The 13533-nt window shown below is 38.4% G+C and carries 10 protein-coding genes; 7 read left to right on the forward strand and 3 right to left on the reverse strand.

Annotated features, from left to right (window positions below; all coding sequences use genetic code 11):
• Window positions 1-23: 23 nt before the first annotated feature.
• From AC1PJP_RS17095 to msrB, 3 genes are read right to left on the reverse strand one after another with little or no spacing between them, the layout of a single operon-like run.
• Entirely contained in the window at window positions 24-869 is an 846-nt protein-coding gene (locus AC1PJP_RS17095) for an AraC family transcriptional regulator (RefSeq protein ID WP_479767811.1), read from the reverse strand.
• Window positions 869-1354, reverse strand: coding sequence for a glutathione peroxidase (locus AC1PJP_RS17100; protein WP_479767813.1), 486 nt, complete (start codon window positions 1352-1354; stop codon window positions 869-871). Before AC1PJP_RS17100 ends, AC1PJP_RS17095 begins: the two co-directional genes overlap by 1 nt.
• Window positions 1351-1770 (reverse strand): peptide-methionine (R)-S-oxide reductase MsrB, encoded by a 420-nt coding sequence (gene msrB, locus AC1PJP_RS17105; protein ID WP_004792889.1) that lies wholly within the window; start codon window positions 1768-1770, stop codon window positions 1351-1353. The genes AC1PJP_RS17100 and msrB overlap by 4 nt, the downstream gene beginning before the upstream one ends.
• A 238-nt stretch (window positions 1771-2008) precedes the next feature.
• Between msrB and AC1PJP_RS17110 the strand changes: the two genes are divergently transcribed.
• The 7 genes from AC1PJP_RS17110 to AC1PJP_RS17140 all read left to right on the forward strand — a co-directional run bounded on the left by AC1PJP_RS17110 (window position 2009) and on the right by AC1PJP_RS17140 (window position 13450).
• The gene (locus AC1PJP_RS17110) at window positions 2009-3439 is read left to right on the forward strand and encodes a pyridoxal phosphate-dependent aminotransferase (RefSeq protein ID WP_198308441.1); all 1431 of its coding nucleotides are present in this window, start codon (window positions 2009-2011) and stop codon (window positions 3437-3439) included.
• A 476-nt stretch (window positions 3440-3915) separates the two neighbouring features.
• Window positions 3916-5223, forward strand: a complete 1308-nt coding sequence (locus tag AC1PJP_RS17115; protein WP_013198151.1) for a dicarboxylate/amino acid:cation symporter — start codon at window positions 3916-3918, stop codon at window positions 5221-5223.
• A 684-nt stretch (window positions 5224-5907) separates the two neighbouring features.
• A complete protein-coding gene (locus AC1PJP_RS17120) occupies window positions 5908-6975 on the forward strand; it encodes a type II asparaginase (protein ID WP_005304480.1) in 1068 nt (355 codons plus the stop codon).
• A 199-nt stretch (window positions 6976-7174) separates the two neighbouring features.
• The gene (dnaE, locus tag AC1PJP_RS17125; RefSeq protein ID WP_199942218.1) at window positions 7175-10738 is read left to right on the forward strand and encodes a DNA polymerase III subunit alpha; all 3564 of its coding nucleotides are present in this window, start codon (window positions 7175-7177) and stop codon (window positions 10736-10738) included.
• Between the two features lie 14 nt (window positions 10739-10752).
• Complete coding sequence (locus AC1PJP_RS17130; RefSeq protein WP_013198154.1) at window positions 10753-11592, forward strand: RNA methyltransferase; 840 nt, start codon at window positions 10753-10755, stop codon at window positions 11590-11592.
• Window positions 11585-12400 carry a serine O-acetyltransferase gene (gene cysE, locus AC1PJP_RS17135; protein ID WP_440207156.1) on the forward strand — a complete coding sequence of 272 codons (816 nt, stop codon included), beginning with the start codon at window positions 11585-11587 and terminating at the stop codon, window positions 12398-12400. Before AC1PJP_RS17130 ends, cysE begins: the two co-directional genes overlap by 8 nt.
• A gap of 105 nt (window positions 12401-12505) precedes the next feature.
• Window positions 12506-13450 carry an ABUW_2363 family tetratricopeptide repeat lipoprotein gene (locus AC1PJP_RS17140; RefSeq protein WP_479767817.1) on the forward strand — a complete coding sequence of 315 codons (945 nt, stop codon included), beginning with the start codon at window positions 12506-12508 and terminating at the stop codon, window positions 13448-13450.
• The last annotated feature ends 83 nt before the right edge of the window (window positions 13451-13533 follow it).

Here is a 13533-nt window from a genome sequence, read left to right on the forward strand (position 1 = left end):
AGAGAAAAATAATTTATTGTAAATTATTGCGCGGCTGCGAGTTGAAACTGACGAGGAGTGATTCCTGTATGCGCTTTGAAAGCTTTATGAAAATGGCTCTGATCACTAAAACCCAAATTTACTGCCAACTCCACAAGCGAAATCCCTTGTTTCAATTGAGCTCTGGCTTGATTAATCTTTAAATTAATTTGAAATGCATGGGGTGTTAAACCAACATTAGCTTTAAATAGACGAATAATTGCATATCGACTAAGACCTACCTGCTGTGCAAGCTCTTCTAAAGAAATAAATCGTTCGGATGATTTAATAATATGAATTAAGGCCAAGAAGTCCTCATACAAATATTGTGTTTTCTGTATTTCTTCTAATATAAAATGAGGTAGTAACAACTGAGTAAGGCAATAGATAAGCGACTGTTCTTTTTCAAGAATCAATTTTTCAGAATCAAATAAAGTTTTATTCATACCAGAAAAAGCCTGATATAAAGACTCATCTTTAATAATGAGAGGTTTATGCTGGGGTAAATTTAAATCAAAGCCCTCTTTTTGAAATTCGGCATACCATTGATTAAGCCAAGATATATCCATATGCAACATCTGGTAACTCCAAGCCTGATCAGGTAATGGATTACAAGAATGTTCTATGTGGGCAGGTACAATGACTAAGGTACCAGCAGAAATCTTTTGTGCTGTACCAAATGAACTTTGAAAAACGCTATTCCCTTCATCTATAGCTCCAATAGAAAATGTTGGATGACTATGAGACTTATAACATGTTCGACTAAAACAAGATCTTCTGGCTTCAACATAAGGCATTCGCCCATCTTGCCAAAACTCAAAAGCTCGAGGAATAGCGTTCATTGAATTCATTAACTTGCTAATGCTTTTTCAATATCAGCTTCTAATGCTTCTGGTTTAGTCGTAGGCGCATAGCGATTAAGCACTGCGCCATCTTTCCCTACCAAAAATTTAGTAAAGTTCCATTTAATCGTGCTGCTTCCTAAAATGCCTTTAGCTTCACGTGTCAAATATCTAAAAATCACGTGAGCTTCTGGGCCTTTTACATCTACTTTCGCAAACATAGGGAATTTCACCCCATAGTTGCGCTGGCAGAACGTACTGATTTCTTTATTGCTACCCGGATCTTGCCCACCAAACTGGTTGCAGGGAAACCCTAAAACTTCCAAGCCTTGATCTTTATATTTCTCATAAAGCTTTTCAAGGCCAGCAAATTGTGGTGTAAAACCACATTTACTTGCAGTATTTACAATTAGTAAAACTTTACCTTTGTAATCAGCTAATTGCTTAACTTCACCCTCTAACAGTTCAGCTTCAAACTGATAAATATTACTCATGGATAGGTTTCCTCATCATTTTTTTCTTGTGATTTAAGTTGTAATGATGCCGAGTTTACACAATAGCGCAAACCAGTCGGCTGTGGTCCATCTTCAAAAACATGCCCTAAATGGGCTTCGCAATCATGACAAACAATTTCTGTTCTGACCATACCATGCGATAAATCGTCATGTTCTTCAATTGCAGTTGGCTCAATCGGTTTAAAGAAGCTAGGCCAACCACAACCACTGTCATATTTAGTATCTGAGGAGAACAATTCTGCACCGCAGCAACGGCAGACATAGGTACCATGTTGCTTAGTATTCCAGTATTGCCCCGTAAATGCAGGTTCAGTGCCCTTTTGTCGTGTGATCCGATACTCTTCTGGTGATAACTCTCTTTGCCATTCCCGGTCTGTTTTATTGACTTTTCCCATGACATGCACCTTTATTCTGAAGTAAACATTTCTGATGATTGAGTTTTATATTTACGCCATTCCTCGCAAAAACACTAGTCTCTGAACGTAAAATTTGTTGGAATTTAATCACCTAAGCCATAGAAAGCAAAAAGTAAGCAAAATTCAAAATTGGAAGTAAGCAAATTTATGTTTTATTTTCTTCCAAGGAAGCAAAGATGGTGCTATTCTTGTTCGGCACGGTTGTATAGGACAAAACATGTCTCAGAAAAAAAGTGTGCTTTTCCAGCAACTATTACCAGTTATCAAACAGTATCAGCAATCGGGCTTTACCCATGAAAAAATTGTTGAATTACTAAAAGATCAACACGATCTGAATTTGGTAACAGTTAAAACATTTAAAAGTTATTTATACCGATATGCAAAAGTGAATCCAGCTATGTCTAAAAATACTGCTATCCTCCAATCCATGCCAACTTCTCGAGAAATAAAGAAATCATCGAAGCTTGAGCATGTTTGTTATGACATTCGTGGACCAGTATTACGAGCCGCCAATGAAATGGAAGAGCAAGGACATAAAATCATCAAGCTCAATATCGGCAACCCTGCTCCATTTGGTTTTGAAGCCCCACAAGAAATTATTAATGACGTTGCTTTAAACCTACCAAATGCGATTGGTTATGTTGACTCAAAAGGTATCTTTCCAGCACGTAAAGCTATCTGCCAATATTACCAACAAAAAGGCATCCTAAATATGCACGTGAATGACGTGTATATCGGTAATGGTGTGTCTGAACTTATTGTAATGGCGATGCAAGGCTTGCTTGATGATGGCGACGAAATGTTGATTCCAATGCCGGATTATCCGCTTTGGACAGCAGCTGTTAATCTTTCAGGTGGCACAGCAATTCACTATAAATGTGATGAAGAAAATAGCTGGTATCCAGATATTGCTGACATTGAAAGCAAGATTACATCGAATACTCGCGGTATTGTCATCATTAACCCGAACAACCCTACTGGTTCAGTTTATCCACGTCATATTCTTGAACAAATTGTAGCGCTTGCAAAAAAATATGATCTAATTTTATTTGCTGATGAAATTTACGACAAAATTATTTATGACGGTATTGAACATGTTTCAGTAGCATCATTAGCTGGCGACCAGCTTTGCGTATCTTTTAATGGTCTATCAAAAGCTTATCGCATTGCAGGTTTCCGTTCAGGCTGGATGGCAATTACCGGAGATAAAAGCCGCGCTGCTGACTATATCGAAGGTTTAGATATGTTGGCATCAATGCGTCTATGTGCAAACGTTCAGGCTCAATATGCGATTCAAACTGCTTTAGGCGGTTACCAATCAATTAATGACCTGATTCGTCCGGGTGGCCGTTTGTACGAACAGCGTAATATTGCTTGGGAAATGCTAAATGAGATTCCTGGTGTAAGCTGCGTAAAACCAGATGGAGCAATGTACTGCTTCCCTCGCCTCGATCCAAACATCTATCCAATCGAAGATGACGAAAAATTAATGCTTGATTTGCTACGTGCAGAAAAAGTGCTATTGGTCCAAGGTACGGGCTTTAATTGGCCAACTCCAGATCATTTCCGTGTGGTTTTCTTACCAGCTGAAAATGAATTGCGAGAAGCAATCACTCGTTTAGGCCGTTTCTTAGCCAATCGTCGTTAAAAAAATGCATATCAAAAAAGGCATCTTAAATTAGATGCCTTTTTTGATAATTTTATTTAACTAATTTAAAAAAAGAATAATTACAAACTCTTCCGCACTTCCACTTACATTTAAATAACTATTTGAATTTAAGCAATTTTAATTAAAAATTTAATTCATTTAATCTTTAAAATCTGTTTAACAATTCATTTCTATATTTTTTACCATACGTTTAAATTTGTGCGTAATTTCACATTTCCCGCAATCTTCATTATGCAAAAATTGCATGGATCAATATTTTTTTGCATTTCACACTGCTTCAAAATCGAGCAACAATCCCTTCCCATAACAACATCACCATATTCGATTCGGTTAAAACAGATTCAGATATCTAGGAAGATAAAATCGGTAGAACGACCGGACTGAACTAACAAGGAAAGCTTTCAATCATTCAAATCCCATCAAAGAATGATTGAATCAAATGGATAGAGGTTCATATGAAGCAAAAGAAATTGCTCAAATATATTGTTATTGCTATTTTACTTGGCGTACTGACAGGCTGGATTTGTCACCACTTTTTTAATGAAGGTGACCAACTCAAACAAATCGCTTCTTATTTTAGCATCGGCACAGACATCTTTTTACGCCTCATCAAAATGATTATTGCTCCATTGGTATTTGCCACAATTGTTTCAGGCATTGTATCAATGGGGAAATCTACATCGATTGGTAGTATCACACTTAAGTCAATGACTTGGTTTATTACTGCTTCGTTTGTATCGCTTGCCATCGGCATGGGTTTAGCAAACTTTTTCCAACCGGGGGCAGCTCTAGATTTAGCACTACCAACAGCTCAACAACTTAGTGGCGCTTCTCTCCCAGAAACTACTGGCTTTACACTGCAATCATTCTTAAGCCATGTGTTCCCACGCAGCATTGCAGAAGCAATGGCAAATAACGATATTTTACAAGTACTTGTTTTCGCTATTTTCTTTGGCTCAGCACTCGCTTTTGTAAATCAAGGCAACGAAAAAGATTCAGTTATTGTTCGTTTGACTGAAGAACTTAGCAAGATCATGTTCCGTATCACCGATTACGTCATGATGTTTGCACCTTTTGCAGTATTTGCTGCAATTGCTTCAGCAATTACAGTACAAGGTTTAGGCTTAATTGTTGACTACGGTATTTTAATCGCTGAGTTCTATTTCGGTCTTCTGTTACTTTGGATCATTTTGTTCTCTGTTGGTGCAATCGTACTTAAAAAAGATATCTTCCGCTTAGGCAAATTAATTCGCGAACCTGTAACTCTTGCTTTTGCGACAGCTTCAAGTGAGTCTGCCTACCCTAAAGTAATGGATGCACTCAATAAATTTGGTGTACCTAAAAAAGTGACTAGCTTTGTATTACCGTTGGGTTATTCATTTAACCTAGATGGTTCAATGATGTACACCACGTTTGCAGTATTGTTTATTGCTCAAGCTTACAACATCGATCTTAGCTTCACTCAACAAATCTTAATTCTGTTAACTCTGATGGTGACAAGTAAAGGTATTGCAGGTGTATCACGAGCTTCAATTGTGGTTATTTCAGCAACACTCACCATGTTCCATTTACCTGAAGCTGGCATTCTCTTATTGCTTGGTATCGATCAGTTCCTTGATATGGGTCGTACTGCAACAAACGTAGTAGGTAACAGTATTGCTACCGCAGTTGTTGCTAAGCTTGAAGGCGAAAAAGTAGCAGATACTGAAGAGCTACCAGAGCCAGTATTAATTAAATCAACTCAAGAACAAACGCCCGCTTAAGTTTCTCTTTTCTCCCACTCTCCCAACTTAAGAGCAATTTTATATGACCTTATAAAATTGCTCTTCTTTTTATTCTAAAATTAAACAATAAAAATTTATGTGTATTTCCATATTAAATAATGAACCCAATAATGTATTTTTACTGCTATTAAATTTTCTTAAAACAAACCTTAAAAAGAGAATAAAATTCACCCAAACAGAATTTATATCCTTAGAAACAAACATCAATTGATTAATTTTTAATTCATTTCATTAACACTTAATTATATTAAACTATTGAAATTATTATTTAGTTTATCTATTAAAAAATTTATATAATTTTATTTACAAACAATATGATATACAATCAATGATATATAAATACCAAATGGTAAAGAAAAAGCATATCACTCCCATTATTTTTAAATTTTATAATAATGAGAAAATCATTTGTATCATTTATATTAAAAACAAAAAAATTGAGATAAATTAGAAAAACTTAATAGATTTTTTATTTTATTCATGATATTTATTAACGCTAAATAAAGGCAATGACTAAGCAATTGTTGATAAAACAAAATGCTATTCAGGGATGCTTCTTATTCAAACAAGTTACGAATATGTTTTACATGGTATGTATTTTGCTTAGGAAAAGCAGGCGTATTCGTCAAACTTCTACTTCGTCACTTCATAAGGATATTTTCGATGTTGACTAAAACTGTTAAATCTTTAGGTTTAGCGATGGGCTTATTGGCCTGCTCTCTCCCACTTTACGCAAAAAATAATGTAGTTGTTGTAGCCACTGGCGGTACGATCGCGGGTGCTGGCGCAAGCTCAGCAAACAGTGCAACCTACACTGCTGCAAAAGTTCCAGTTGATGCCTTAATTAATGCTGTTCCACAAATCAAAGATTTGGCGAATGTCACTGGTATTCAAGCATTACAGGTCGCTTCTGAAAGTATTACTGACAAGGAATTATTACAAATTGCTCGTCAAGTAAATGAGCTGGTAAAAAAACCATCTGTTAATGGTGTCGTGATTACTCACGGTACAGACACTTTAGAAGAAACAGCATTTTTCTTAAATCTTGTTGTTCACACTGATAAACCGATTGTTATTGTTGGTTCAATGCGTCCTTCAACTGCTCTTTCAGCAGATGGACCACTTAACCTTTATAGCGCAGTTGCTTTGGCAGCTTCTGATGATGCAAAAAATAAAGGCGTTATGGTTCTCATGAACGACTCTATTTTTGCAGCGCGTGATGTCACTAAAGGCATTAACATTCATACAAATGCTTTTGTTAGCCAATGGGGCGCTTTAGGTACATTAGTTGAAGGGAAGCCATACTGGTTCAGACAGTCTGTAAAACGTTTTACAAATGCTTCAGAATTTAATATCGAGAATATTAAAGGTGATGCACTTCCACTGGTACAAATCGTTTACGGTTCAGACTCTATGCTTCCTGATGCTTATGAAGCATATGCAAAAGCTGGCGCTAAAGCGATTATCCATGCTGGTACAGGTAACGGTTCAGTTGCGAACTATATCGTTCCAACTTTACAAAATCTTCACGACAAGAATGGTATTCAAATTATCCGTTCATCACGTGTACCACAAGGTTTCGTATTACGTAATGCTGAACAACCTGATGATAAATATGGTTGGGTAGCTGCTCATGACTTAAACCCACAAAAAGCACGTCTTCTTGCTGCATTAGCTCTTACTAAGACTAATGACGCTAAAGAAATTCAACGTATGTTCTGGCAGTACTAAGTTTTTCAACCAGCTCAAACCTTGGTGTTTGAGCTGGTCATATTTTATAAAAATAATGTCTTTTATATTAAAACTGTACAATAGATGTTCAACTCATTCTTCTTAAATAATAAAATCCTTAACAGTTTGCCAAAATATTAACCATTTCCTTTTAACTTTGCGTGTTAAACTATGCTTCGGTCGCATTAAGGATTGGTTTATGCAGTTTGTTCATCTAGGTATTTATACAGAATTTTCGATTACAGAGTCGATAGTTCGCATACCTGACTTGGTCAATGCTGCGGTTAAAGACCAAATGCCTGCGTTGGCATTAACTGACCTCTCTAACCTCCATGCGGCGGTAAAATTTTATAATGCTTGTTTAAAAAAAGGTATTAAGCCTCTTTTAGGTAGTACGATTCGCCTTGATGATGCTCAACATCGTGCAACATTACTTGCAATGAGTGATGTTGGGTGGAAAAGTCTCACTGAAATCGTTTCACGCGGTTTTATTGAAGGACAACAGCTCAGTATTCCATGTGTAAAAAAAGAATGGGTACTTGAACAGCATCAAGATATTATCGTTTTACTTGGGCAGCATAGTGATGTTGGTCAGATGCTTTGTTCATCTAACCCGCAAAAAGCAGCTCCCCTTTTAGAAGCATGGCTCGAAAAGTTTGGTAACCGTGTTTATCTTGCTTTAACACGTACCGACCGTCCTGGTGAAGAAGACTTTATTCAAGAAGCAGCTAAACTTGCTGCACAATATAATGTTGGTGTAGTTGCACATAATGATGTGCACTTTGTAGAAAAAGAAGATTTCGAAGCACACGAAGCACGTGTTTGTATCGCTGATGGTTATGTACTCGCAGATAATCGCCGTCCACGCATATATAGTCCTGAGCAGCACTTTAAAACCTCAGATGAAATGATCGAATTGTTTTCCGATATTCCTAGTGCTATCGAGAACACCTATCATATTGCTAAACGCTGTAACGTTAAACTGCAACTCGGTACTTACTTTTTACCTGACTATCCAATTCCAGATGGTTTTACCATCGACACTTATTTTGAACATTTATCTAAAGTAGGTTTGGAAGAGCGCTTAAATTATCTTTACCCTGTTGAAAAGCGTGGTGAAGATTGGCCAGAGATTCGTAAGCCTTACGATGAACGAATTGATTATGAAGTCGGTATTATCCTGAAGATGGGTTTCCCCGGCTACTTCCTCATCGTCATGGACTTCATTCAATGGGCAAAAAATAATGGTGTGCCAGTTGGGCCAGGTCGTGGTTCAGGTGCAGGTTCATTAGTCGCATACAGCTTAAAAATTACCGACCTTGACCCACTTCGTTACGATCTACTCTTCGAACGTTTCTTAAACCCAGAACGTGTATCGATGCCTGACTTCGACGTCGATTTCTGTATTGCTGGACGTGACCGCGTTATTGATTATGTATCGCGTACTTATGGTCGCGAAGCCGTTTCACAAATTGCAACTTTCGGAACCATGGCAGCAAAAGGTGCAATCCGTGACGTTGCGCGCGTATTGGGTAAATCTTACGGTTTAGCTGACCGTATTTCAAAAATGGTACCTACCAAACCGCTCGGTGTGGATTTAGCTACCGCTATTGATATGGAACCACAGCTTAAAGATATTGTGACCAACCCATCTAACCCAGATAACGACGATGCAAGCGAAATCTGGGAAATGGCATTAAAATTAGAAGGTGTAACCCGAAATACCGGTAAACATGCCGGAGGTGTAGTAATTGCGCCAGGTAAAATTACCGATTTCTCGGCTGTACTTTGTGATGCAGATGGAACAAACCGTGTTGCTCAATATGATAAAGACGATGTAGAAGCAGCGGGTCTGGTCAAGTTCGACTTCTTGGGTTTGCGTAACTTAACCGTTATTGAAGACGCGATTCAAAATATTAATAAAAACCGCGACAGTAATGATCAACTCAATATCTTGCATGTTCCTCTAGACGACGCTAAAGCCTATTCTGTCTTTGCCGATGCAAATACAACAGCGGTATTCCAGTTTGAATCCGTCGGCATGAAACGGATGCTTAAAGAAGCACGTCCAAGCAAATTTGAAGAAATTATTGCATTCGTATCCTTGTATCGTCCGGGTCCAATGGACCTGATTCCTGACTTTATTCACCGTATGCATGGTGGAGATTTTGAATATCTTCATCCTCTTTTAGAAGGTGTATTAGAACCAACTTACGGGATTATGGTTTATCAGGAACAGGTAATGCAGACTGCGCAGATCTGTGCAGGTTATACGTTAGGTGGCGCAGACTTACTACGCCGTGCAATGGGTAAAAAGAAACCTGAGGAAATGGTCAAACAGCGCCAAATCTTCTTAGAAGGTGCTGCTGAAAAAGGGATTGACGAAAGCACAGCAAACCATATCTTTGACTATATGGAAAAGTTTGCAGGCTATGGTTTTAACAAATCTCACGCGGCTGCTTATGCCCTAGTTGCCTACCATACTGCATGGTTAAAAGCTCACTATCCTGCTGAGTTTATGGCAGCGGTAATGACATCGGAAATGCAAAACACAGACAGTGTTGTATTTTTGATTGATGACTGTCGAAACAATAATCTTGAAGTCTTACCACCATCAGTCAACATGTCGACTTATCACTTCCATGCAAGTAACGATAAAACGATTGTTTATGGTTTAGGTGCAATTAAGGGCGTCGGCGAACAAGCAATGCAGTCAGTTATTGACTCTCGTCGACAATTTGGTCCTTATACAGATCTATTCGATTTTTGCCATCGTATTGATTTGAAAAAAATCAATAAGCGTACTCTTGAAGCTTTAATTCGCGCGGGTGCACTCGATTGCTTAGGAATTGAACGTGCAAGCTTAATGGCACAATTGCCAGAGGCTGTTCAAGCCGCTGAACAAGCACGCAGTAACCGTGAAAGCGGAATTATGGATTTATTTGGTGAGGTTGAAGAAGTTCAGCGTAAGCCAGCTAAACCAGTAAAACCATGGAGTGACGAAGTTCGTCTTAAAGGCGAAAAAGACACGCTTGGTTTATATTTAACGGGTCATCCAATTGATGTTTACCGACAAGAACTCAAAGCTTTTATTCCAGTAAAACTAAATGAAATTACTGCGACGCGTCGTGGTGTTACGACGGTTTATGCAGGTTTAGTTATTGATGTCGCAAACTTCCCGAACCGTGTGGTTATTGTACTTGATGATGGTACGGCACGTATTGAAGTCAGCTGTAACCATGAGCGCTTCCAACGCTTTAAAGATATTGTGCAAGTTGAACGTGTTGTAGTTTTCGAAGGCGAAATCTATGAGCGAGAAGGCTTTGATCGTCCAATGGGACGTTTAACCAAGGCTTTCACGTTAAATGAAATAAGGCAAAAACGTGCTAACAGTATTCAAATCAAATTGACAGAAGAGTTCATGCAGCCAACACTGGCAAAAGATCTGCAAAACATGATCTTGCCATTTTGCAATGTAGATATGCATCAACATATCACTCTACAGTTACAGATTGATCAACCCTATGCTCAAGCCGAGCTTCAGTTTGGTCCGCAATGGAAAGTCGCTCCTCTAGATGAATTACTTGCTAAACTCAGAGATTATTTTGGTAAAGATAATATTTATATTGAATATCAAGTAAAGTCGAAAGCAGCTAAAGCAGCAGACCCTGTTCGTCCACATGCTGTTGCCCCTCCTCCTGCGGGTATGTCTATGGACGATGCATTGGATTTATACCAAAGCGAAGTTTCTCAATATTCGTAATTTCTGGAAATCTTATGAGTTCGTTTGACCACACCACCGTGTCAAAACAATTAGCACAAGTGCGTATTGTCATGGTAAATACGACTTTGCCTGCCAATATTGGTAGTGCTTTACGTGCCATGAAGACAATGGGACTAATTAAATTAGTTCTCGTAGCACCAAAAACATATCCTCATCCAGATATACAAGCACTTGCCGCTGGTGCTCAAGATTTATTTGAACATCTTGAGATTGTAGACACCTTAGAAGATGCGATTAAAGATTGTCATTTAGTATTTGGAACAAGTGCACGTAGTCGCACCATTCCTTGGCCTTTACTTGATGTGAGACCCGCGGCTAAAGAAGCCATTAAGGCAACCACTCAAGGACAACAAATTGCTATTGTTTTTGGCCGTGAAGACCGTGGCTTAACAAATGAAGAATTAGCACTGGCAAATTATCATTTAACCATTCCTGTCAATCCGGACTATGGCGTGTTGAATGTTGCGCAAGCGATTCAAGTTGTATGTTACGAACTTCGCATGTCTGCTCTCGAGCAAGAGCAAGTCGATCAGAATGTAGATGAAATGCCATTAGTGCAAGGCCAAAGCATGCAATGGGATGAACCTTTGGTGACTCAGCAACAAATGGAAGAGTTTTATCCTCATCTAGAAAAAATGCTGACCGAAATCGAATTTTTAGATCCAGAAAATCCACGTTTATTACCTTTACGCTTGCGTCGTTTATTTGGTCGTATACAATTAGATCGTATGGAATATCATTTACTTCGCGGTATTTTTAGTCGCGTACAAGCTTTAACAAGTGGTAAATGGAAAAAAGCATTATCTGACAAGGAGGATCAACCCAATGCTTAAGCAGCTTAAAGAAGATATAAAAGCTGTATTTGCGCGAGATCCTGCTGCCCGCAATACACTTGAAGTTCTCACAACTTACCCAGGTATTCATGCAATTATGATGCATCGTGTTGCGCATGAACTATGGCAAAAAGACTGTAAAGGTGCAGCTCGCCTACTTTCTTCATTTAGTCGTTTTGCAACTGGAATTGAAATTCATCCTGGCGCTAAAATCGGTAAGCGTTTTTTTATTGATCATGGCATGGGTGTTGTGATTGGTGAAACTGCTGAAATTGGTGATGATGTTACGCTTTATCATGGGGTCACCTTAGGTGGTACCACATGGAAAACTGGTAAACGCCATCCAACTTTAGAAGACGGTGTTGTTGTTGGTGCTGGTGCGAAAATCTTGGGTCCATTTACTGTGGGTAAAGGTGCCAAAGTCGGTTCGAATGCTGTAGTGACCAAAGCTGTTCCTGCTGGAGTGACTGCTGTAGGAAACCCTGCTCGCTATATCTATAAAGATGCCGACAAAACTAAAGATAAAGATGAAGAACGTCGCCGCGATTATGCACAAAGTATTGGTTTTGCCCCATATGCAACAACTGCTGATCAGTCGGACCCTATTTTAGAAGGCATGCGTGTTTTACTTGATCGTATTCAGCACAATGAAACGCGTATGAATAATTTATGTCAGCGTTTATCAGAGCTAGATCCTAGCTTCGAAAAAGAAAGTCAAGATGAACAACCTTTTAGTGATGAAGAGCTAAAAATTCTTGAAGAAGTGCGTCGTGAATGTGGTGCACAAAACAAGATATCAAAAACGTAATATTCTTGATTCATAATGTAACACGCTTACCCTTGCATGTCGGTATAGCTTTTTCTAGACTTGTCACTACCAAATCTGACTTTACTAAAATGAACGGAAGATCCTATGAATTTTAAGCCTTTGGCATATATCATCCTTGCGACCTCAAGTTTAACAGCTTGTACAATGGCACCTGTAAAACAACAAAAAATTGAGCCTTTTGTTTTCAAGGAACCAGAGCTTACTCCTCCTTTTTATGCGTTAAATCCTTTTAACTACGATCAACCGCCAGCATTTGAAGTTGCCTTAAAAGACGCTGCTGCACAGCCAGTAACCAAAATGGTCGTTAATCGTCAAGATGACCCAACTAAACAGCTTACTCTCGACGTCAACAAACTGATTGTTCCGACTGTAAATAATTCACAGCGTTCAATGAAATACGCAGTTTTAGCTGGTGAAAATGAAATTGATGTTACAAGTATTGATGACTTTTTACAGTTAGTAGAAGGCAAAGCTCGTCACTACCCACCTCGTTTTACTGATCGCCAAGAACGTAAAGGCTTTGAAAGTAAACTTAAAGAAGTAACACAACAACTTGATACACTTGCTGCAAACCCAAATGCATCATTTGATATTTTGCTTCGTGCTTTCAAAGCAAGTGTTCTTGCACGTAATCTTGATTTAGGTACTGTTCATACCACTAGATCTTTAGAATATGCTCAAAGACTTTTAAAAATTAGCCCAGATGATGCAGAAACGAACTTCTGGTTTGGTTTCGGTTTATCTGAAGGTGGTGGTCAACGCGAAGCTATTCCTTACTTAGATAAAGCCATTAAAGGTAATGTTCAAGAAGCGTATCTAGCTGCTGCAAACAACTATATTGCAATGGAGCAAAAGAAAAACGCGATTCAGACACTTAAAAATTATAAAGTGAAATATCCAGATGAATCGGAAATTGCTGATCGTCTAATTCAAGAGATTGAAAAACAAGGTCGTTGGAATGTATGGCAAGTTTTGACTAACCCTGCAATGTCTGCAACTACAACACCAAGTGCAGCACCTAAAAAATAAGCTTAAATAGATAAAAAAGGGCTGTTTTGACAGCCCTTTTTTTTATTTGATCATTTGAAAAATATTTTAAAATTTGTATGATC

It is taken from the genome of Acinetobacter sp. V116_7, assembly GCF_056735735.1.

Excerpts from the sequence above, each read along its gene's own strand:
- AC1PJP_RS17095 (WP_479767811.1), bottom strand. The coding sequence starts at position 869 with ATGAATTCAATGAACGCTATTCCTCGAGCTTTTGAGTTTTGGCAAGAT.
- AC1PJP_RS17100 (WP_479767813.1), bottom strand. The coding sequence starts at position 1,354 with ATGAGTAATATTTATCAGTTTGAAGCTGAACTGTTAGAGGGTGAAGTT.
- msrB (WP_004792889.1), bottom strand. The coding sequence starts at position 1,770 with ATGGGAAAAGTCAATAAAACAGACCGGGAATGGCAAAGAGAGTTATCA.
- AC1PJP_RS17110 (WP_198308441.1), top strand. The coding sequence starts at position 2,009 with ATGTCTCAGAAAAAAAGTGTGCTTTTCCAGCAACTATTACCAGTTATC.
- AC1PJP_RS17115 (WP_013198151.1), top strand. The coding sequence starts at position 3,916 with ATGAAGCAAAAGAAATTGCTCAAATATATTGTTATTGCTATTTTACTT.
- AC1PJP_RS17120 (WP_005304480.1), top strand. The coding sequence starts at position 5,908 with ATGTTGACTAAAACTGTTAAATCTTTAGGTTTAGCGATGGGCTTATTG.
- dnaE (WP_199942218.1), top strand. The coding sequence starts at position 7,175 with ATGCAGTTTGTTCATCTAGGTATTTATACAGAATTTTCGATTACAGAG.
- AC1PJP_RS17130 (WP_013198154.1), top strand. The coding sequence starts at position 10,753 with ATGAGTTCGTTTGACCACACCACCGTGTCAAAACAATTAGCACAAGTG.
- cysE (WP_440207156.1), top strand. The coding sequence starts at position 11,585 with ATGCTTAAGCAGCTTAAAGAAGATATAAAAGCTGTATTTGCGCGAGAT.
- AC1PJP_RS17140 (WP_479767817.1), top strand. The coding sequence starts at position 12,506 with ATGAATTTTAAGCCTTTGGCATATATCATCCTTGCGACCTCAAGTTTA.